The 21,437-nt window shown below is 70.5% G+C and carries 17 protein-coding genes; 6 read left to right on the forward strand and 11 right to left on the reverse strand.

Translation table 11 applies throughout. The features are described 5' to 3' along the window. Window positions 1-59 precede the first annotated feature (59 nt). The 3 genes from AC5W7N_RS19950 (at window position 60) to AC5W7N_RS19960 (ending at window position 2,528) form a co-directional block, all read left to right on the forward strand. Window positions 60-764 (forward strand): ESX secretion-associated protein EspG, encoded by a 705-nt coding sequence (locus AC5W7N_RS19950; RefSeq protein WP_495921975.1) that lies wholly within the window; start codon window positions 60-62, stop codon window positions 762-764. Between the two features lie 67 nt (window positions 765-831). Continuing rightward, entirely contained in the window at window positions 832-1,206 is a 375-nt protein-coding gene (locus AC5W7N_RS19955) for a hypothetical protein (RefSeq protein ID WP_163814128.1), read from the forward strand. Continuing rightward, window positions 1,203-2,528, forward strand: coding sequence for a hypothetical protein (locus AC5W7N_RS19960; RefSeq protein ID WP_495921976.1), 1,326 nt, complete (start codon window positions 1,203-1,205; stop codon window positions 2,526-2,528). The genes AC5W7N_RS19955 and AC5W7N_RS19960 overlap by 4 nt, the downstream gene beginning before the upstream one ends. 120 nt (window positions 2,529-2,648) lie before the next feature. Here AC5W7N_RS19960 and proB read toward each other — a convergent pair whose 3' ends face one another. The 9 genes from proB to AC5W7N_RS20005 all read right to left on the reverse strand — a co-directional run bounded on the left by proB (window position 2,649) and on the right by AC5W7N_RS20005 (window position 15,475). Then, on the reverse strand, window positions 2,649-3,782 hold the full coding sequence (gene proB, locus AC5W7N_RS19965) for a glutamate 5-kinase (RefSeq protein ID WP_324191402.1): 1,134 nt from the start codon (window positions 3,780-3,782) through the stop codon (window positions 2,649-2,651). A 48-nt stretch (window positions 3,783-3,830) separates the two neighbouring features. Further along, window positions 3,831-5,291 (reverse strand): GTPase ObgE, encoded by a 1,461-nt coding sequence (gene obgE / locus AC5W7N_RS19970; protein WP_195021393.1) that lies wholly within the window; start codon window positions 5,289-5,291, stop codon window positions 3,831-3,833. A gap of 133 nt (window positions 5,292-5,424) precedes the next feature. Next, window positions 5,425-5,691: a 50S ribosomal protein L27 gene (gene rpmA, locus AC5W7N_RS19975; RefSeq protein WP_130919232.1), complete on the reverse strand. Its 267-nt coding sequence runs from the start codon at window positions 5,689-5,691 to the stop codon at window positions 5,425-5,427. A 45-nt stretch (window positions 5,692-5,736) separates the two neighbouring features. Then, on the reverse strand, window positions 5,737-6,048 hold the full coding sequence (gene rplU, locus AC5W7N_RS19980) for a 50S ribosomal protein L21 (protein WP_163815062.1): 312 nt from the start codon (window positions 6,046-6,048) through the stop codon (window positions 5,737-5,739). Window positions 6,049-6,347: 299 nt separating this feature from the next. Continuing rightward, complete coding sequence (locus AC5W7N_RS19985; RefSeq protein ID WP_495921977.1) at window positions 6,348-9,803, reverse strand: translation initiation factor IF-2 N-terminal domain-containing protein; 3,456 nt, start codon at window positions 9,801-9,803, stop codon at window positions 6,348-6,350. Window positions 9,804-10,194: 391 nt separating this feature from the next. After that, complete coding sequence (ndk, locus tag AC5W7N_RS19990; RefSeq protein ID WP_036534584.1) at window positions 10,195-10,611, reverse strand: nucleoside-diphosphate kinase; 417 nt, start codon at window positions 10,609-10,611, stop codon at window positions 10,195-10,197. Window positions 10,612-10,714: 103 nt separating this feature from the next. Beyond that, window positions 10,715-11,152 carry a DUF4233 domain-containing protein gene (locus tag AC5W7N_RS19995; RefSeq protein ID WP_194991405.1) on the reverse strand — a complete coding sequence of 146 codons (438 nt, stop codon included), beginning with the start codon at window positions 11,150-11,152 and terminating at the stop codon, window positions 10,715-10,717. Window positions 11,153-11,303: 151 nt separating this feature from the next. After that, window positions 11,304-12,674, reverse strand: a complete 1,371-nt coding sequence (folC, locus tag AC5W7N_RS20000) for a bifunctional tetrahydrofolate synthase/dihydrofolate synthase (RefSeq protein WP_163815080.1) — start codon at window positions 12,672-12,674, stop codon at window positions 11,304-11,306. 122 nt (window positions 12,675-12,796) lie between these two features. Further along, complete coding sequence (locus AC5W7N_RS20005) at window positions 12,797-15,475, reverse strand: valine--tRNA ligase (RefSeq protein ID WP_194991406.1); 2,679 nt, start codon at window positions 15,473-15,475, stop codon at window positions 12,797-12,799. 265 nt (window positions 15,476-15,740) lie between these two features. Between AC5W7N_RS20005 and AC5W7N_RS20010 the strand changes: the two genes are divergently transcribed. Then, window positions 15,741-16,427: an AAA family ATPase gene (locus AC5W7N_RS20010; protein ID WP_324197447.1), complete on the forward strand. Its 687-nt coding sequence runs from the start codon at window positions 15,741-15,743 to the stop codon at window positions 16,425-16,427. Between the two features lie 135 nt (window positions 16,428-16,562). On the opposite strand, the gene AC5W7N_RS20015 is transcribed toward AC5W7N_RS20010, so the two are convergent. Next, window positions 16,563-17,501 carry a diacylglycerol kinase gene (locus AC5W7N_RS20015; RefSeq protein ID WP_195021396.1) on the reverse strand — a complete coding sequence of 313 codons (939 nt, stop codon included), beginning with the start codon at window positions 17,499-17,501 and terminating at the stop codon, window positions 16,563-16,565. Beyond that, window positions 17,498-19,075: an FAD-binding oxidoreductase gene (locus AC5W7N_RS20020; protein ID WP_194991410.1), complete on the reverse strand. Its 1,578-nt coding sequence runs from the start codon at window positions 19,073-19,075 to the stop codon at window positions 17,498-17,500. Before AC5W7N_RS20020 ends, AC5W7N_RS20015 begins: the two co-directional genes overlap by 4 nt. A 184-nt stretch (window positions 19,076-19,259) precedes the next feature. Between AC5W7N_RS20020 and AC5W7N_RS20025 the strand changes: the two genes are divergently transcribed. Continuing rightward, complete coding sequence (locus tag AC5W7N_RS20025) at window positions 19,260-19,910, forward strand: TetR/AcrR family transcriptional regulator (protein ID WP_194991407.1); 651 nt, start codon at window positions 19,260-19,262, stop codon at window positions 19,908-19,910. Further along, window positions 19,882-21,435 (forward strand): glycerol-3-phosphate dehydrogenase/oxidase, encoded by a 1,554-nt coding sequence (locus tag AC5W7N_RS20030; RefSeq protein ID WP_194991408.1) that lies wholly within the window; start codon window positions 19,882-19,884, stop codon window positions 21,433-21,435. The genes AC5W7N_RS20025 and AC5W7N_RS20030 overlap by 29 nt, the downstream gene beginning before the upstream one ends. Window positions 21,436-21,437 lie beyond the last annotated feature (2 nt).

Raw genomic sequence — 21,437 nt, forward strand, 5'->3', positions numbered from 1 at the left:
GTGGCGACCACTAAGCTGTCGGACAGCGTCGGTGGGTGCGGTGAGGATGTGATCGGGTCGTGAGTTGGACGTTCACCCCGGACGAGTTCGCCCATATCTGGCGCGAAACCGACCACGACCGGCATCCATACCCCTTGCGCATCCTGGAAACCCCACGCACCGAACGCGAGGCCGACGCGCTGCGTGCCGAACTGGCCACCCGGCTGCCGCTGGGCGCCGACCCCGATCTGTCGGCCTGCCTGCGCATACTCGCCGCCCCGCACACCAGGATCGTCGCCGTCGGCGGCGGCCACACCGCGGGTAGCGAGATCCGGCTGCTGGCCGCGGCCGTCTTCGATCGCGGAGTGCTCGCCGTCCAGGAACCCGGACGCACGCCGGATTTCGGTGGGCAGGTCCGCGTCTCCATCGGCCACAGCGCCAAGCTCGGCGCCCGCATCGCCGCGCTGCTCCCCAGGACACCCGCGGGGCGCGAACCGGCCCGTGCCGCCGCGATCGAGGCGATCCGCGATGACGAGGTGGTCGTCGCCACCGAACGCGCGGCGCTACCGATCCGGCGCCTGCTGCTACGACCGCACACCGCCGAAGGCCATATCCGCATCGAGGCACGCCTGGACCGGCCGACACCGCCCGCGCCGGTGCACTACACCTGGATCGATGTCGAGGGCGACGGCCGCTATCTCATCAAAGCCGGTGACACCGTGCACATCGTGCCCGCGAGCAGCGAACAGCTGGCCGCGCAACTGCAAAGGCGGGTGCCTGCCTGATCCGTTCACCCACTGACCGGCGGCCTCGATTGCGGCTACGCTGAATCGGACCGAGGAGGGGACAGCGATGACGATCGAGAGCAGCCGAGCCGAAATCGCCCGGTTTCGGCAAGCGGCACACGCGGGCACTGTCAAGTTCGATCCGGCCGCGGCGCGGCGCTGCGCCGAACTCTACGACCACCAGGTCGATCGCCTCCTACACCTGCAACAGCGGCTGGAATCGGTAGCCGAACCGCACGGTTTCGGCGGGTTCATCTCGGCACAGCAGTTGCAGGCCGGATTCGGGCACAAGGCGCGCGACGCCGCCGCTCTGCTCGACCACTACATCGAAGCCGCCTACCGGATGAAAGAGGCGTTCCTGATCAGCGGCGGGCTCTACGAGGAAGCCGACGCCGCCAATGCCGCCGCCGTGCGGGCCGTCGCCGCGAGGCTGCCACGATGAGCGGCACCGACCCCGAGTACATCAGCGCGATGGAGCACTTCGAGTCCATGCGGCACGAAGAGATCTACGCGAAGACCCAGGAAATCGACGCGGCGGCGATCCTGCAGACCTCCGCCGCCTGGCTGGAAGCCGCGGCGGGCCTGTCCACCTCGTTCCCGCTCACCCGCGACAGCGTCGACCGGGTGATGGACGCGATGGAATGGGAGGGCGCAGCCGCCGACGCCGCGCGTGCCGGCGCCCACAGCTTCGCCGCCTCGGTCGACGAACTCTGCGCGGTCCTCGGGCAGGTCGGCGCCCGGATCGGTGCGGTCGCCGCCGCGGCGGAAGCGGTGAAACTCGCGGTCGTGCCGCCCGGCGGATCGGGGCCCATCGGCGCCATCGCCCGGCTGCTCGAAGCCGCGAACGTCATCGACGCGCAGATGGCGCAAGAGGCCTTGCGCCAGGAAGCCGTGCTGGCGATGAACATGATCTACAAACCGGCGTACCAGCTGGCAGGCACCGGTGTTCCGGCGTTGCCCGACCCGCCGGCGGCTCCGGGACAGCCGGCTCCACTGGCGCCGGCCCCGCAGCAACAGGTGCCCGGCGACCGGGATACGCCACCGAATGGTGCGGCGCCCTCGAATCCCCCACGGGCCCAGCAGGATCCGGACTCCACGACACCCGGCCCGCCGGACGACGGAACTCCCCCACCGCAGTCTCGTGGCGAGGACACACCACCCCCTGCCGAGAATCCGCAGGACGACACGCGGCCCGGGCCGCAGGCTTCCCCACCGCCCGTCCCGCCCGAACCTGCGCCGGTCCCGAACACGCCCGCCCCGGCACCACCGTCGTCCGATGCCCCGGCTCCGACCGAACCCCCGGCTCCGGCACCACCGTCCGCCGAGGCCCCGGCCCCGACCGAAACCCCGGCTCCGGCACCACCATCCGCCGAGGCCCCGGCCCCGACCGAAACCCCGACGCCCGCACCACCCTCGGACGACACCCCTACCCCGACCGAACCACCGGTCCCGGCCCCACCCTCAGCGGACGCCACACCGGCCCCTGCCGAACCGCCCGCCCCCGTTCCACCACCACCTTCCGCCCCGACCCCGGCCGAACCACCTGCGCCCCCACCGGCCGAGCCCGCACCACCCCCGGCGCCCCCGGCCCCGGTCGAGCCTCCCCCGCTACCGGAAGCACCACCCCCGCCCCCGATCCCGTCACCGGAAACCCCACCGCTCCCCCTGCCGGACCCGGGCGGCCAACCCGGCATCACCGGGCCGATACCCGAGGGCACACCGCCCGCCACCGATCAGCCGGGTGTCATTCCGCCGCAGGGGTAGCCGACACCATCGGAATATGGGTGGTGGGCCGGCCTGAAGCCCACTGCCGATACCAACGGCATCGAGATCGGCTTCCCGTTCCCGATCAGCATCCCCTGGTCGGAGCTCGAGTACTGACCCCTACACCTTCACCAGGTCGTCGGCGTGAATCACCGGGCGCTGCATGGTGTCCGGAAGTTCGGTGGTGGAGCGGCCGAGCATGGTGGCGAGTTCGGCGGCGTCGTATTCGACGACGCCGCGAGCTACCAGGCTGTTGTCGGGAGCGATGAGGTCGACGACGTCGCCGCCGTGGAAGCGGCCGCGCACGCCGGTGATGCCCGCGGCCAGCAGGGAGTGGCGGCGGTGGGCAACGGCGGCGACGGCGCCCTCATCGATGTGGATGGCGCCGCGACTGTCGGCGGCGTGGCGGACCCAGAACTTGCGGGCGGACAGCCGCACCGGACGAGCAGCGAACGCGGTGCCGACGGTACCGCTGCTCAACGCGGTGGCCGCTTCCGAGGCCGCGGCCAGCAGCACGGGCACGCCGGCGTCGGCGGCGAGCCGGGCCGCGGACAGCTTCGAGGCCATGCCGCCGGTGCCGAGCGCGCCGCCGGTGCCCGCGATCACCCCGTCCAGATCGGCGCTGGAGCGCACCTCGGGGATGAAGGTGGCGCCGCCCTTGCGCGGGTCACCGTCATAAAGGCCCTCGACATCCGACAGCAGCACCAGCGCATCGGCACCCACAAGGTGCGCGACCAGCGCCGCGAGCCGGTCGTTGTCGCCGAAGCGGATCTCTTCGGTTGCGACGGTGTCGTTTTCGTTCACCACCGCCACCGCGCCGAGCGAACGCAGCCGGTCCAGGGTGCGCTGAGCGTTGCGGTGATGTTCGCGGCGGGAGAAGTCGTCGGCGCTGAGCAGGACCTGGCCGACGGTGCGGCCGTAACGGGCGAACGAGGTGCCCCACGCGTGGGCGAGCGCGAGCTGGCCGACACTCGCCGCGGCCTGTTTGGTGGCCAGATCACGCGGACGAGCAGTCAAGCCGAGCGGGGCCATACCGGCGCCGATCGCGCCCGAGGACACCACCACCACATCCGATCCGGCCCGCATCCGCGCCTCGATGGCATCGGCCAGCCGATCCAGCCTGGCGATGTCCAGACCTGCCTTCATACTGGTGAGGGCCGAAGACCCGATCTTCACCACCACACTGCGCGCCCCGGCGATGGCCTGGCGCGCCGCACTGAGTTCGGCGCCGAAGTGCACCTGCGTTTCCGTCACGGCTGATCTCCACCACTGTTCTCGCGCGCGGCACGACCGAGGCCGTGCCTACGCTTGGTCCTCGTCGTCGCGCACCAGACCGCGGCGCACCCGGGAGGCGTGTTTGCGTTCGGCCGCGCTGACCCGGTCGGTCTGCTCGAGCCTGATATCGGTGCCGCGGCCGGTGGGCACCATGTCGACGCCCGCGGAGATCTGCGGCTCCCATTCGAAGGTGACGTCACCGATGGTGACGGGCGCGCCCGGTTCCGCGCCGAGACGCACCAGCTCGTCCTCGACGCCCAGACGGGCCAGCCGGTCGGCCAGGTAGCCGACGGCTTCGTCGTTGTCGAACTGGGTTTGCCGCACCCAGCGCTCGGGCCGGGTGCCGCGGACGATGAAGCCGCCCGGCTCCTCCGGATCGGCGATCACGCTGAAACCGGTCTCGTCCACCGCGATCGGGCGGATCACCGGACGTTTCGGCGCGGCCTTCGGATGATCCTCGCGATACTTGCGCACCATGTCGGCCAGCGCGAACGTCAACGGACGCAGCCCGGCCCGGCTCACCGCCGAGATCTGGAAGACCGGCCAGCCGCGTGCGGTGAACTCGTCGGTGACCATCTCGGCCAGTTCCGCGGCATCGGGCACATCGGTCTTGTTGAGGATCACCACCCGCGGGCGGTCGGCCAGATCACCGAGGCCGGCGTCGGCGCTCAGCGCGGGTTTGTAGGCCGCCAGTTCCGCCTCGAGGGCGTCGACATCGGAGACGGGATCGCGGCCCGGCTCCAGCGTCGCGCAGTCCACCACGTGCGCGAGCACGGCGCAGCGCTCCAGATGACGCAGGAAGTCGAGTCCGAGCCCGCGGCCCTGGCTCGCACCAGGGATCAGCCCTGGCACGTCGGCGACGGTGAAGGTGGTATCGCCGCTGGCGACCACACCGAGATTGGGCACCAGCGTGGTGAACGGGTAGTCGGCGATCTTGGGTTTGGCCGCCGACAGCACCGAGACCAGCGACGACTTTCCGGCCGACGGGAACCCGACGAGCCCCACATCGGCAACGGACTTCAGCTCGAGCACGATATCGCGCTCTTCGCCCTCCTCACCGAGCAGCGCGAAACCGGGCGCCTTACGCGCCTTGGAGGCCAGCGCGGCATTGCCGAGCCCGCCGCGTCCGCCGCGCGCGGCGATGAACCGGTTGCCCGCACCGACGAGATCCATCAGCACTTCACCGTCGGGGCCGAGCACCACGGTGCCGTCGGGCACCTTCAACAGCAGGTCGGTGCCCTGTTTGCCGTCCCGGTTACCGCCTTCGCCCGGCTTGCCGTTGCTCGCCTTGGCATGCGGATGGAAGTGGAAGTCCAGCAGCGTGTGCACATTGGGATCGACCTCGAGGATCACATCGCCGCCGTTACCGCCGTTACCGCCGTCGGGGCCGCCGAGCGGCTTGAACTTCTCCCGGTGCACCGACGCGCAGCCGTGGCCGCCCTTGCCAGCACGCACATGAAGTACGACACGGTCGATGAATTTGGACATACGCCGAATCATCCTCCTTCGGTCTGGTCGGGACGGCGAACGTCGCCGCAGGTCACTGCTGAGAGAAACAACGAAAAGCGGGCCAGGGGTATATCACCCTGACCCGCTCGTCTGTGTTGGAGTCGTCAGCCGGTCAGGCCTCGACCGGCTCCGGAACCACGATGTTGACGGTCTTGCGTCCACGCTTGGTGCCGAACTCGACCGCGCCCGCCTCGAGGGCGAACAGGGTGTCGTCACCGCCACGGCCGACGTTCACGCCGGGGTGGAAGTGCGTGCCGCGCTGACGCACCAGGATCTCGCCGGCCTTGACGGACTGACCGCCGAACCGCTTGACGCCGAGGCGCTTGCTGTTGGAATCGCGACCGTTCCGGGAGCTGGATGCACCCTTCTTATGTGCCATTGCTGTAACTCCTCCAGGTGAGGGCTCGGTGAACCCCCGGGCCGATTACTTGATGCCGGTGACCTTCAGGACCGTCAGCGGCTGACGGTGACCCTGGCGCTTGTGGTAGCCGGTCTTGTTCTTGAACTTGTGGATGCGGATCTTCGGGCCCTTGGTCTGCTCGACGACCTCGGCGGACACCGACACCTTGGCCAGCTTGTCCGCGTCGGCGGTCAGCTCGGCGCCGTCGACCACGAGCACCGGCGACAGATCCACAGCGGTGCCCGGCGCACCCTCGATCTTCTCGACCTTCACCAGGTCACCGACCGCGACCTTGTACTGCTTTCCGCCGGTCTTGACGATCGCGTACGTTGCCATCGGTCGGCTGCCCTTCTTCCTCTAGGTGTGCGACGCTTGCTAGCGCGGCTGGAGTGGCACCCGGCCGGAGAATTCCACCGGGCATCCACTACACATCTGGTCTGGTAGTCACCGCCGCCTCAGCACTGGCGATTGCTCAGGGTCTGCGAATGGCAGTTCCCGATACAGCTTCGCGGGCACAGCGTGATAAAACGCTGTCGCCGGGCAGCGACTGTCCAAGATTACAGGACGCATAGGTGCGCGACCAAACCGGCCACCGAACGACAGTGGTCCCCGCCACAAGGGCGGGGACCACCAGGTCATTCGTCGGCCGATTCGGCGGGCGGCGGGCCCGCGGGCCTGCCTGCGCTGCGCCTGCGCGGCCTGCGTTCGGGCACCGGGACCGGTACCGGCTCGGCGAAGTCGACGACCGGGGCCGCGGGCTCCTCCGCGCTGCTGAGGACGAACACCGCGCCGGTGCTGTCCGAGGCCGGGGCGGCGGCGGATCGGGCCACCCGACGGCGTCGGGTCGAGCGTGCCGTGGTGCCGTTCTCCGCGGGGGCGGCGGGCGGCGCGGCGGGCTCGGGCTCGGCCGGCTCCGCCGTGGCGGCAGGCTCTGCCGCAACCGCTTCGACGGGCTCGGCCGCGACCGGTTCGGTGGTCACCGCGGCCGGAGCCGCTTCGGCAGCCCCTGGCTCCACTACCGAAACCTGCTTGCCCTCTGCCGTCACCGCGGCGGTCGGCGCCTGGTCAGCCGCAGGGGCCGGTTCGACGGCTGCGACCGGTTCCGCATGGTCGGCGTCCGTGGCCTGCACCGGTTCGGCGACTGCCGCCTGCTCAGCGGGCACATCCTGCTCAGCGGGCACATCCTGGTCGGCAACGGCAGCCGGCTCGACTGCCGAGGCAGCGGCCTGTTCGGCCGGCGCACCCACCTCGGTGACGACCTCACTGACGGCGACGACCGCATCAGCATCCGGCGCCGCGGCCGAACGCGCCACCCGCCGACGCCGCGTCGACCGGGTACGAGTGGTCCCGTTCTGCGCGGCGGCGACAGCCTCGGCGGCCGGCTCGCCGGTCGCTTCCCGCGCCTGCTCGGCGGCCGCGGGTTCGGCGGCCGTCTCCGACGGCTGGGGCTCGGGCTGCGCGGCACCGGACTCCTCGGCCTGATGGGCGGCCATGGCCAGCGCGACCGGATGCGCGCGCTTGACCGCGGCCTCCTCCTCGCTCAACTCCGCCACCGCGGGCTGCGCCTGCGGGGCGGCGGGAGCGGCGGCCTTGTCACGGCCGCGACGACGACGGGACCCGGATTCGCGTCCGCGCCCGGCACCATCCTCGGCCGCGCCCGGCTCCACCGGGTAGCTGTGCACCAGGATGCCGCGACCGTGGCAGTGCTCGCAGGTGGTGGAGAACGCCTCGACCAGGCCGGTGCCCAGCTTCTTACGGGTCATCTGGACCAGGCCGAGCGAGGTCACCTCGGAGACCTGATGCCGGGTGCGGTCGCGCCCGAGTGCCTCGGTGAGCCGGCGCAACACCAGATCACGGTTGGACTCGAGCACCATGTCGATGAAGTCGACGACGATCATGCCGCCGATATCGCGCAACCGCATCTGCCGCACGATCTCCTCGGCGGCTTCCAGGTTGTTGCGGGTGACCGTCTCTTCCAGGTTGCTGTTACCCGAGCCGGTGAACTTGCCGGTGTTGACGTCGATGACGGTCATCGCCTCGGTGCGGTCGATGACCAGCGTGCCGCCCGAGGGCAGCCACACCTTGCGGTCGAGCGCCTTGGCGAGCTGTTCGTCGATCCGATAGGCCTCGAACACATCGACGCCGTTGTTCTCGTGCCGCGACACCCGGGCCAGCAGATCCGGCGCGACGGTGCGGATGTAGGTCTCCACCGTGCTCCAGGACCGCTCACCCTCGATGACCAGCTTGGAGAAATCCTCGTTGAACAGGTCGCGGATCACCTTGACCAGCAGGTCCGGCTCTTCGTAGAGCGTCTTCGGTGCGCCCGAATCCTGTTCGGCGGCCTTCTCGATGGTGCGCCAGGTGGCCTGCAACCGCTCCACGTCGCGAGCGAGTTCGGCTTCGCTGACGCCCTCGGAGGCGGTGCGGATGATCACGCCCGCGTCGGCGGGCACGATCTCGCGCAGGATCTCCTTGAGCCGCTTGCGCTCGGTGTCGGGCAGCTTGCGGCTGATGCCGGTGGAGGTGCCGCCCGGCACGTACACCAGGAAGCGTCCGGCCAGACTGATCTGAGTGGTCAGGCGAGCGCCCTTGTGCCCGACCGGATCCTTGCTGACCTGCACCAGCACCTGATCGCCCGGCTTGAGGGCCTGCTCGATCTTGCGTTCCTTGCCGCCGAGCCCGGCGGCCTCCCAGTTCACCTCACCGGCGTAGAGCACGCCGTTGCGGCCGCGCCCGATGTCGACGAACGCCGCCTCCATGCTGGGCAGCACGTTCTGCACCTTGCCGAGGTAGACGTTGCCGACCATGGACGCCTGGCCGGTGCTGGTGACGAAATGCTCGACCAGGATGTTGTCCTCGAGCACGGCGACCTGGGTGGCGGTGGGATGGCCGGGGAATTCCTTCTCCCGCACCACCATGACCCGGTCGACGGATTCGCGGCGGGCCAGGAACTCCGACTCGGTCAGGATCGGCGGACGACGCCTGCCCGCCTCGCGCCCGTCGCGGCGACGCTGACGCTTGGCCTCGAGCCGGGTGGACCCGGTGATGCCCTGCACCTCGTCGACGGCGCGGGCCCGGCTCTTATTGCGGGGTTCACGCTCGTGCACGACCGTGTTGGGCGGGTCGTCGTCGGCGGGTTCGTTCTCGCCGCCGCCCTCGCCCGCGACCTTGCGCCGCCTGCGCCTGCGCCGCCGGCGGGTCGAGCCCTCCGCACCGTCCTCACCGTCGTCGGTGGATTCGGCCTCGGTCTGCTTGGTTTCCTCGGCCTCGGACTCGTCCGCGGTGCTCGCGTCCTGGGCGGGCGCCTCGTCCTTGTCGCGGGCGGCGTCCTTGTCGCGGGCGCCGCGCTCGTCGGCATCCTGCTCGTCATCGGAGTCGGCGTGCTGTTCGCCGCGGCCACGACCACGGCCGCGACGGCCGCGCCGGCGGCGGCGGGGCTGATCGTCGGACTCGGACTGCTCGGCGCCGTCCTGCTCGTCGGCGGTCTCGTCCTCGACGTCCTCGGCCTTGGCAGCGTCCTCGTCGGCGCTCGGGGCCTCGGGTTCGACCCGGCGCCGCTTCTTGCGTAGCTCTTCGGCGGCGGCGGCATCCGGGGACAGGAACAGCGGCGCGGCCACGACTGCGGATTCGAACACGACCGGCTCCACGACCGGTGGTTCTTCCTTGACCGGGCTGGCGAACAGCCCGCCGGGCGGACTGAAGGCGGGCGCGGTGGCGAATAGATCGGCGCCCGGGGTCTCGGGCGGCGCGGTGGTCGCCTCGGCCTCGGTCGGGACGGGCTCGTCCGGCACGGCGGCGCTGACCGCCTGCTCGACCGGCGACGCTGCGGCGGCCTGCTGGGTGTCCGCCACCGGGGGTGCGGCGGCGGCCGGCTCGGTGTCCGGCGCGGCGAGCGCGTCGCGCACCGACTCCGCGACCGCGCGCTCCACGTTCGATTGGGGGCTGCGCGCCTCGGAGCCGAGCTCACCCAGCTTGGCCAGGATGCGCTTGCTCGTTACTCCCAGACGTTTGGCCAGCGCATGAACTCGGATTCGCTCCGGCAATTGATCGGCATCCTGTGATGTTGTGTCCAGCGGCTCTTGATCGGCCACGAAGTCTCCTCGGGCCCCCGGGCGCGTTCCTCCCCTCAGGGAGTGACGCGGCCGACGCGGGGGCGCTGTTTCCGTACGCCTCGCGCGGTTGGCACGAGGTCAATGGTCTCGCCCCGCGTGCCCGGTTATCTCCATATCGATCGTCGTTCGGGCTAACTGGTCACGCGGCGCCTGGCTGTATGGCTGAACTCCGTGGCGTGAGCGTTCATCCAGCGTGCCGACGCGAACGAGTTACCGCGCCGCGGCAGCGATGATCGGCATCGAACCTCGGGGTGTCATCCGGTTACGACCGTTATCGGTTGCAACCAGTTGCCAGTATCCCACACCGTGCGCCGAGGGTTCGCCATCGGCGCAACAGCGTGACGTCGGAAGCGACGGAATGGAGACCGATTCAGGCCGGGAACTCGGGAAACCAGAGCGCGATTTCCCGCTTGGCGGACTCCGGCGAGTCGGATCCGTGCACCAGGTTCTCCTGGGTCTCCAGGGCGAAATCGCCCCGGATGCTGCCGGTGGCGGCCTTTTCCACCGGGTCGGTGCCGCCGGCGATCTGCCGAAACGCCGCGATCGCGCGCGGACCCTCGAGCACGGCCGCGACGACCGGCCCCGAGGTGATGAATTCGATCAGCGAGCCGTAGAACGGCTTGCCCGCGTGTTCGGCGTAGTGTTCGCCGGCAAGTTCATCGGACACCTGCTTCAGCTCGAGCGCGGCGATCTTCAGCCCCTTGCGCTCGATCCGGTTCAGCACCTCACCGACGAGGCCGCGGGCCACACCGTCCGGCTTGATGAGGATCAATGTCTGCTCAGTCACGGGCGACAGCGTAACGGTCGGCGCCCCCACCCTCCCAACCAGCGGTCATTCCGCATGCGCCGACACCGATGGCCGGGGTACCCGCCGGTAGCCGGGCGGCGGGTCAGTCGGGGCGCTGGACGCGCTGGCTGGGCAGGACACCGAGGTCCATGCGGCGTTTGACGTCGTTGCGGAGGATGAGGATGAAGGCCCAGACGATGGCGAACAGAATGCCGATGACGCCGATGGAGATGTGGATGACAGCGCCGGCGATCACCAGGACCTGGAGGGCGAGGTTGAAGGGTACGGCCCAGGGGCGCCGCTGCAGGCCCGCGCCGAGGATCATCACCACGGCCAGGGCCACCAGGTAGGTGCCCGAGAACCAGGTTATGCCGCCGCCGACGTCGGCGACGACGGGGAGCGCGAGCAGCACCACGATGGCCTCGAGGACCAGCGCGCCCGCCATCACCCCGCGCAGCCCCTTCCACGGGTCGGGTGGTGCGGGGGCGGACTCGGTGCCTGGCTGCTCGTCACCGTCGGGGCGTGGATCGGATTCGCTCATGCTCTGCCTCCTCGGCCCGATCGGCCGATCATGCGGCCGTCTGTGCTGCCGGCCGCCGCGGATTCCGGCCGACCGATCACGCCCGGTCGGCCTCGGCGCGCTCCACCGCCGGCCATGGCGACGCGCGCTGCTGCCTGTGGGCGCCGTCCGATCACGCCGGGTCCTTACCGAACAAGGCGCGCGCGGCGCCCGCCGTGACCACCGACCCGGTGACGATGACACCCGCACCGGAGACCATCTCCCCGCTGTCGGCGACGTCTTCGGCGATCGCGATCGCGGTCTCCAAAGCGTCGGGCAGGGAGTACGCGGGGACGACGCGTTCGTCGCCGAAGCGCTGCACCGCGAGATCGGTGAGGGTGTCGACGTCGAGGGCGCGCGGCGAGCCGTTGGTGGTCACGACGATCTCGTCGAACACCGGCTCCAGCGCCTCGAGGATGCCCGCGGCGTCCTTGTCGCCGAGCACCGCGACCACGCCGACCAGCTTGCGGAAGTCGAACTCGCTGGTCAGGGTCGCTGCCAGGGCCTTGGCGCCGGCCGGGTTGTGGGCGGCGTCGATGAAGATGGTCGGCGCGCTGCGCATCCGTTCGAGCCGGCCGGGGCTGGTGACGCTCGCGAACCCGGCACGCACGGCGTCGACGTCGAGCTGACGTTGCGCGCCCGCGCCGAAGAACGCCTCCACCGCCGCCAGCGCCAGCACCGCGTTGCGTGCCTGGTGTTCACCGTGCAGCGGCAGGAAGATCTCGTCGTACACCCCGCCGAGGCCCTGCAGTTCCAACTGCTGGCCACCGACGGCGATCTTGCGGGCCAGCACCCGGAACTCCGCGCCCTCACGCGCCACGGCCGCGTCCACCTCGACGGCGCGGCGTAGCAGCACCTCCATCGCCTCGGGGTCCTGTTCGGCGATGACGGCCACATTGTCACGCGGGATCAGGCTCTCCGGCGCGCGCTTGATGATCCCGGCCTTCTCGCCCGCGATGGCGGTCAGATCGGGGCCGAGGTATTCGGTGTGGTCGAGCCCGATCGGGGTGATCACCGCGACCTGCCCGTCGATGACGTTGGTCGCGTCCCAGGTGCCGCCCATGCCGGTTTCCACCACGGCGACGTCCACCGGCGCCTCCGCGAAGGCCGCGTAGGCCATCCCGGTGAGCACCTCGAACTTGCTCATAGCGGGCCCGCCGGCGGCCGCGGACTGCTTATCGATCATCTCGATGTAGGGCGCGAGCTCGCGATAGACCTCGACGTAGCGGCCCGGCGTGATGGGCGCGTTGTCGATGCTGATCCGCTCGGTGGCCAGCTGTAGATGCGGGCTGGTGATCCGGCCGGTGCGCCGGTGCAGCGCGGTGAGCAGTGCGTCGATCATGCGGGTCACCGAGGTCTTGCCGTTGGTGCCCGCGATGTGGATCGCCGGATAGCTCTGCTGCGGCGAGCCGAGCAGATCCATCAGGGTGGAGATGCGGGTGAGCGACGGCTCGATCTTGGTTTCCGGCCAGCGCCGGTCGAGTTCGGCCTCGACCAGCGCCATTTCCGCCAGCTCCACCGGCGACGGCCCGGAGCCCAGCGGCGCCCCGATGCCGTGCTGGGGTTCCGGTTCGGCGTTGCCGGCCTCGTGGGCGAAGTCGGGGCCGTCGGTCTCCTCCGGGCCGGTCACTTGCCGCTCAGTTCGGCGAGCCGGGCACTGATGCGCTCCACCTCGGCGGCGGCCACATCGCGGCGGGTGCGGATCTTGTCGACGACCTGCTCCGGGGCCTTGGCGAGGAAGGCCTCGTTGCCGAGCTTGGCGGTGGTGCCCGCCAATTCCTTCTGCGCGGCGGCCAGGTCCTTTTCCAGGCGACGACGTTCGGCGTCGAGGTCGACCGCCCCGGAGGTGTCGACTTCGACGGTGACGGTGGCGCCGCTGAGCCGGACCTCCACCGAGGCGGTGGCGGCGAAATCGTCACCGGGCGCGGTGAGCCGGGCCAGATCGGTGATGGAGCGTTCGAGCTCGGCGAGCCCCGCGGCGTCCACCCCGATCAGCTTCGCCGCGACCTTCTGCTTATCGGCCAGGCCCTGGTCGCTGCGGAAGCGCCGGATCTCGGTGATCAGCCGCTGGGTGTCGGCGATGCGCTGTGCCGCACCTGCATCGGCGGCTCGGCCGGTGGGCTGCGGCCAGTCGGCGATCACGATCGACTCACCGCCGGTGAGCGCCCGCCACAGCGATTCGGTGACGAACGGGATCACCGGATGCAGCAGCCGCAGCACCGCGTCGAGCACCGACCCGAGCACGATGCGAGTGGATTCGGCGCGCGCGTCGTCGGCGGCGAACTGCACCTTGGTCAGTTCGAGGTACCAGTCGCACAGCTCGTCCCAGGCGAAGTGGTAGAGCGCCTCGCAGGCCTTGCCGAATTCGTAGGCGTCGAAGGCCGCGTCGACCTCGGCGCGCACGGCGTCGAGCCGGTCGATGATCCACAGATCGGCGTCGGTGAGGGTGGCGCGGTCGGGCAGCTCACCGGGGCGGGCGCCGTTCATCAGGGCGAACTTGGTGGCGTTGAACAGCTTGGTGACGAAGCTGCGCGAGGCCAGCGCATGCGGTTCGCCGACCGACAGGTCGCCGCCTGGCTGGGCGCCGCGGGCCAGGGTGAAGCGCAAGGCGTCGGCACCGTAGGAGTTGATCCACTCCAGCGGATCGATGCCGTTGCCGCGCGATTTCGACATCTTCTTGCCGTGCTGGTCGCGAATGAGCCCGTGCAGGAAGACGTCCTTGAACGGCACCTGCGTGGCGCTGCCTTTGCCTGCGGTGATGACGTGGTCGTCGGCCACATAGGTGCCGAACATCATCATCCGGGCCACCCAGAAGAACAGGATGTCGTAGCCGGTGACCAGAACGCTTGTGGGATAGAACTTTTCGATCTCGGGGCTGGGGTCGGGCCATCCCATGGTCGAGAACGGCCACAGCCCGGAGGAGAACCAGGTGTCGAGCACGTCGGGGTCCTGCACCCAGCCCTCGGGCGGGGTCTCGTCCGGTCCGACGCAGACGATCTCGCCCTCGGGGCCGTACCAGATCGGGATGCGGTGGCCCCACCACAGCTGGCGCGAGATGCACCAGTCGTGCATGTCGTCGACCCAGTCGAACCAGCGCGGTTCCTGGCTGGCCGGGTGGATGACGGTATCGCCGCTGCGCACCGCATCGCCGGCGGCCTTGGCCAGCGACTCCACCTTGACCCACCACTGCATCGACAGTCGCGGCTCGATCGGCTCGCCGCTGCGTTCGGAATGGCCGACGCTGTGCTGGTAGGGGCGCTTCTCGGCGACGACCCGGCCCTCGGCGGCCAGGCGCTCACGCACCTTCACCCTGGCCTCGAAGCGGTCCATGCCGTCGAATTCGGTTCCGGTACCGGCGATTCGGCCACGCTCGTCCATGATGGTCGGCATCGGCAGGTTGTGCCGCAGGCCCATCTCGAAGTCGTTCGGGTCGTGCGCGGGAGTGATCTTGACCGCGCCGGACCCGAACTCCGGGTCGACGTAGTCGTCGGCGATCACCGGGATCCGACGGCCGGTGATGGGGTGTTCCAGGGTCGTGCCGATCAGCGCCTGGTAGCGCGGGTCGTCGGGGTGGACCGCGACGGCGGTGTCGCCGAGCATCGTCTCCACTCGGGTGGTGGCGACGATCACATGCGGTTCATCGTCACGCAGCGAGCCGTAGCGCAGCGACACCAGCTCGCCGTCGACGTCTTCGTATTTGACCTCGATGTCGGAGATGGCGGTTCGCAGCTCCGGCGACCAGTTGACCAGGCGTTCCGCGCGGTAGATGAGCCCGGCGTCGAACAGGCGCTTGAACATGGTCTGGACGGCGCGGGAGAGACCCTCGTCCATGGTGAAGCGGTCGCGGCTCCAGTCGACGCTGTCGCCGAGGGCGCGCATCTGCCATTGGATGGCGCCGCCGGATTCGCGCTTCCAGTCCCAGACCTTCTGGATGAACAGTTCGCGGCCGAAATCCTCTTTGGTCTTGCCGTCGACGGCGAGCTGCTTCTCCACCACGGTCTGGGTGGCGATGCCCGCGTGGTCCATGCCGGGCAGCCACAGCACCTCGTAGCCCTGCATGCGCTTGCGGCGGGCCAGCAGGTCCATCAGCGTGTGGTCGAGGGCGTGGCCCATGTGCAGGTTGCCGGTGACGTTGGGCGGCGGCAGCACGATCGAGTAGCCGGGCTTGGCGCTGGCCGGGTCGGCCGTGAAGTAACCGGCCGCTACCCAGCGCTCGTACATCTCGGCCTCCACCTCGCCGGGGTTCCAGCTCTTGGGGAGGGCATCGGCACGATTACGCGTGTTGTCTGGGGCTGCGCTGGTCACCCCGCGATTCTAGTGGTCGGCGCGGACCACTCGACGCAGGGGCGACGCCGCCCACGGCGGGCTCGCGAACTCATCGGCCCGGGGCCGGAAAAACACCGGCGGAGTCTTCGGTGGATGAGGGACACCGAAGACTCCGCCTACACCTGACAGACTACCGCCGATCGCGGGGGCGATAGCGGATCCATAGGCAATTCTCAGCTTCGGTTTTCGCCCGGATTGGTCACACCCGGTTGCCGAATCGGACATTACTGACAACTCTGGAAGAGTGAACCCCCGGCTCGAACCGTCCCTTGCTCTTCCCTTCGAATCCCCTGTGCCCGCTGCGGATTCCGTGCTGCTACCGCATCGGGTACACGATCTACGCGGCCGCGCGGTCGACGAGCTGCGGTATCCGCCGACGGCGGTGCTGGTGTTCGCCGGCGTCCCCGGCGCGGGTAAGAGCACGGCGCTACGGGCCTTGTTCGGGTCGACGGCCGAGGCCGAGCAGCCGCCCGCCGGGCCGGCCGGGTCGATGGTGCTCGATTCGCAGCATTCGCGCAACGCGTGGCGGCACCGGCTGGGCAGGCTGCCGTATCCGCTGTGGCGGCCGGTGGTCCATATCGCGCATTACACGCGGATCCGGAACGCCTTGCGCGACAATGCCGGACCGGTCGTCGTGCACGATTGCGCCACCTTCGGCTGGGCGCGGCGGATGCTGGCCCGCTGGGCAGCGGCGCGCGGACGGGAACTGCACCTGATCCTCATCGACGTCCCGGCGACCATCGCCCGCGCGGGCCAGTACACGCGCGGGCGGCGGGTCAACGGGTTCTTTTTCCGGCTGCACTGCGCGCGCTGGCAGCAGCTGCTGCGCGCGGTGGAGGCCGGGCCGATCACCGATCCGGCACCGGCCTCGATCGTCATCGCCGATCGCGACACCGTCGGCGGGATGCGCCGCGTCAGCTTCGCCGCCTGAGGACGCGGCGGTGCGCCGACCGCCGCGTCACGAACGCGTCCATGCGAGGGATCGCCGCGCGGGCGAGCTCACCGGCTTCGCCGCCGCGTCGCCGCGACCGCGGATCACCACGGCGACCCGGCGTGACCCACAGCCCTACTCCGGCACCAGGATCGACAGCGCGCCGGGAACCGCGCGCAGCGTGATGGGCAAGGTGCCCACCGGCTCGCCGTCGGCGGTGGCAGGTGCGCCCGGGGCGGTCAGCGTGATCCGCTGCCCGCGGTAGTGCGATACCGCCGGATGGTCGATCCGCTTGCCGGAGGCCAGTGCGGGCAGCAACCGCAGCATGTTCAGCCGGGAGACCGCGCGCACCACGGTGACATCGAGCAGTCCGTCGTCGACCACGGCGTCCGGGCAGACCAGCATGCCGCCGCCGTAGGTCCGGGTGTTGCCGACCGCGACCATCATCGCGTCCGTCTCGACGACGGCGCCGGGCTGCCCGGGCCCGTCCGACAGTTCGATGCGGTACGGGGTGGCGGCTCGGCTGGCGAGTTCGGCCAGCGCGGCGACGGTGTAGCGCAGCGGACCTTTCGGCCACCGCAATCGGTTGGCGCGCAAGGTGACTCGCGCGTCGAAACCGGTGCCGGTGATGGTGGCGAACCACATGGGCCCGGCGTCGGTGCGGTCGATCAGGCCGAGGTCGATGCTGCGCGTCAGCCCGCCGAGCACCACGTCGGCCGCGGCCACCGGATCGTCGTTGGGTATGCCGAACTCGCGCGCGAGGTCGTTACCGGTGCCGCCGGGGATCAGCCCGATCGGTGTGCCGGTTTCCGCCAGCGCCTCGAGCATCACCGACACCAAGCCGTCGCCGCCCGCGCAGACCACCGCGTCCGGGCGCTGTGGCCCGGCCACGTCGGCCCGTACCAGTCGCACCGATTCGGCGGCCGAGGGCGCGCGGATCTCGGTGACCTGCACGCCGCATTCGGCCAGCCGGGCGGTGGCGGCAGCCGCGACATCGTTGCCTTTGCCCATCCCCGACAGCGCGTTGGTCACCACCGTGACCTTGCGGATCTCGCGCCGCGACTGCGTCGTCATGGGACCAGCTTGCCCGGGTTGAGGATGCCGGCGGGGTCGATTTCGCGTTTCACCGCGCGCAGCACCCGCACGCCGAGGTCGCCGATCTCGTCCGGAATCCAGGCGCGGTGGTCGGCGCCGACGGCGTGGTGGTGGGTGATGGTTCCGCCCGCCGCGACGATGGCGTCGCCGGCGGCTCGTTTGGCGGCCTGCCATTGGGCCAGCGGATCGTCGAGCAGTTTGGCGATGACGGTGAAGTACAGCGAGGCGCCGGTCGGGTAGGTGTGCGAGATATGGCACATCACCAGCGCCGGAGTGCCTTGACCGGTGAGCGATTCGGTGAGCGCGGCGGTGACCTTCGCCTTCAGGTTCGACAGGTTCGACCAGGTGGTCGCGGTTTCCAGGGTCTCGCAGAGCACGCCGGCATCCAGCAGCGAATCCCGCAGATACGGCGCGGAGAACCGCCCGCTCTCCCACTCGCGGGCCGGCATTTCGCCCAGCACTGTGCCGCCGGCGGCCGACAGCAACGCGCCTGCCTCCAGCCCGCGCGCGGCGACGTGCATGTCGGTGCCCTCGAAGGTGGTGACGGCCAGGCAGCCGCGCACCGCTTCCCCGCCGATATCGGCGGTGCGGGCGAGGTTGACGCCGGTCTCCATCTCATCGGACAACCGCAGCACCGTCGGCGCCGCACCGGCCTGCACGACCGCCCGCAGCGCGGCCGCGCCGGTCTCGAAGTCCGGGAACGACCACGCCTGGTAGGCAATGGTTTCCGGCACCGGATGCACGCGCACCGTCACCGCGGTGATGATCCCGAGCGTGCCCTCCGAGCCGACGAACAGCTCGCGCAGATCGGGTCCGGCCGCCGAGGCGGGCGCGCGACCGAGATCGAGTGTGCCGGTGGGCGTGGCGATCGTGAGGGCCTGCACCATGTCGTCGAAGCGGCCGTAGCCCGCCGAGGCCTGCCCGGACGAGCGGGTGGCCGCGAACCCGCCGATACTGGCGAATTCGAAACTCTGCGGGAAGTGCCCGAGCGATAGCCCGTGCGCACCGAGCAGTTCCTCGGCACGCGGACCGGTGACGCCCGCACCGAACGTCGCGGTGGCGCTCACCGGGTCGACCGCGATCAGCGCGTTCAGCCTGCGCAGATCCAGTGAGATCACCGCGGCGAACGCACCGCGGATCGGATCGAGTCCGCCGACGACGCTGGTACCGCCACCGAATGGAACGACCGCGATCCCGGCCTCGGCGCAATAGCCGAGTACCGCGACCACCTGTTCGTGATCGGCGGGGAAAACTACCGCGTCCGGCGCGTCCTGTGGGCCTTCGGCGCGGCGGCGCAGCAGGTCGGGGGTGCTCTTGCCGCCGGCGTGCAGCAGCCGGTCGTGGTGGTCGGTGGAGACGTGCCCGGCACCGACCACCGCGGCCAGCCCGGCGCGCGCGGCCGGGGTCAACGCCGAATCGCGCAGCGGCACGTCGCCCTCATCGCGGCGTGCCACGGTCTCGCCGGACACCCCGAACACCTGCTTCAGCAGGCCCCGGATCTGGGGCGAGAGCGGCTTGTGTCCAGCGGGAGCGCCCCAGGCGTCCCACACCATACTCGTCGGGAGCGCCGCGTCGTCCGGATTCGCGAAGGGATCCGGTTCGGCGCCGGCAGGCTGCTGCGTATCGACCATGCGTTACAGTTTGACATAGACTGTCAAGCAGTAACCGATTGAACGCGCAGTACCGCGTGACGACCGGCACCCCGATCGCCATGCCAGGACCCCCGGTGGTGAGCCCATGACCGTCTCCGACGAACCCCATGCCGAACCATCGGCGACCGACCCCATCGACCTCGCGATCCTGGAGGCCGCACGCGCGTGCGTCGCGGAGTTCGGGGTACGGCGCACCACACTCACCGAGGTCGCGCGCCGTGCCGGAGTGAGCAGGCCGACCGTCTACCGGCGCTGGCCCGACACCGGCTCGCTGGTGGCCGAACTGCTGGTCCGCGAGCTGGGCGACATCCTCACCACCGCGATGCCCACCGACGGCGTGGTGCGGCAGCGCATGGTCGATGGCATCGTCGCCGGGGCGGCGGCGGTGCGCACGAACCCGTTGTTCCGCAAGATCTTCCGCGCCGACACCGATCTGATGCTCACCTACGTCTTCGGCAGGCTCGGGCGCAACCAGCGCCATCTGATCGAACTGTTCGCCGAAGGGATCAGGGAAGGCCACACCGACGGCTCGGTCCGCGACGGCGACCCCGAGCAGATGGCCACCATGCTGCTGCTCATCGCGCAATCGGTGGTGCAGTCGGCGGAGACGGTCTCCGGGCTGCTCGACGGCGCCGCACTGGACGCCGAACTGGGCCGCGTCATCGACGGCTATCTCATTCCGCACACGACCGACGACAAGGACTGCGATGACTCAGCATCCGGCATCCACCGGTGACTCCGCCCTCAATGCCGCGCGACGCGACCGCGAACTGGCCGAGCTGGGCGATACGGCCGAGATCGACCTGCTGGTGATCGGCGGCGGGGTGACCGGCACTGGCGTCGCGCTCGACGCCGCCTCCCGCGGGCTGCGCACGGTGCTGGTGGAACGGCACGACCTGGCCTTCGGCACCAGCCGGTGGAGTTCCAAACTGGTGCACGGCGGGCTGCGGTATCTGGCGGGCGGTCATATCGGCATCGCGCACGAGAGTGCGGTGGAGCGCGGCATCCTGATCCGCACCACCGCGCCTCATCTGGTGCGCCCGATTCCGCAGCTGGTGCCGCTGCTGCCCACCCTCGGCAAGGCGCAGAGCTCGCTGGTCCGCGCCGGATTCCTGGCCGGTGATCTGCTGCGCCGCGGCGCGGGCACACCGGCGAGTCTGCTGCCGCGATCACGACGCGTGGCAGCCGCCGAGGCGCTTCGGCTGGCTCCGACCGTGCGGCGGGAGGGTTTGCGCGGCGGCCTGACGGCGTGGGACGGGCAACTGGTGGACGACGCGCGCCTGGTCGTGGCACTGGCGCGGACCGCGGCCGCGGCCGGGGCGTCGGTGCTGACGCGGGTCGAGGTCACCGCCGCCACCGGCGACCGCGCGACCCTGCGCGATACCCGCACCGGCGAGACGCTGACCGTGCGGGCCCGCGCCGTCGTCAACGCGACCGGTGTGTGGGCCGATCAGGTCGACCCGAGCATCGAGCTGCGGCCGAGCCGCGGCACCCACCTGGTCTTCGACGCGGCGGCCTTCGGCGGGCTCAGCGCCTCGCTGACGGTGCCGGTGCCGGGCAGCACCAGCCGATTCGTCTTCGCCTTCCCCGCCGCCCACGGCCGGGTCTACCTGGGTCTCACCGATGAGGACGCCCCCGGCCCGGTGCCCGACGAACCGCAACCCACCGACACCGAGATCGATTTCCTGCTCGACACCATCAACCCCGCCCTGCGCGAACCACTGACCCGCGCCGACATCCGCGGCAGCTACGCCGGACTGCGCCCACTGCTGAAAACCGGCACCGACAGCACCGCCGACATCTCCCGCGAACATGCCGTCCTGCGCTCCCCCGACGGCCTGATCACCATCGTCGGCGGCAAACTCACCACCTACCGCAAGATGGCCGAGGACACCGTCGACGCCGCCGTCGCCCACGCGGGGCTGAACGCAGCGCCCTGCCGCACCAAACGACTGCCTCTGGTCGGCGCGGCATCCGGCGCCGCCCGCGACAAGATCGCCGCACCCCCGGTCCTGGTCGACCGCTACGGCTCCGAAGCACCCGCCGTGCTCGCCCGAGCCGGAACCGGCCCCGCCCTGCTGGAGCCGGTGGCCCCCGGAATCGACGTCACCCGAGCCGAATTCGCCTGGGCGATCTCCCACGAGGGAGCCCTGGATACGGCAGACATCCTCGACCGACGCACCCGCATCGGGTTGGTCGACACCGACCGGGCGGCCGCACTGCCCGCCGCCGAAGCGGCAATGGCTCGCGCCAACCAGTGATC

It is taken from the genome of Nocardia sp. CDC519, from assembly GCF_059509835.1.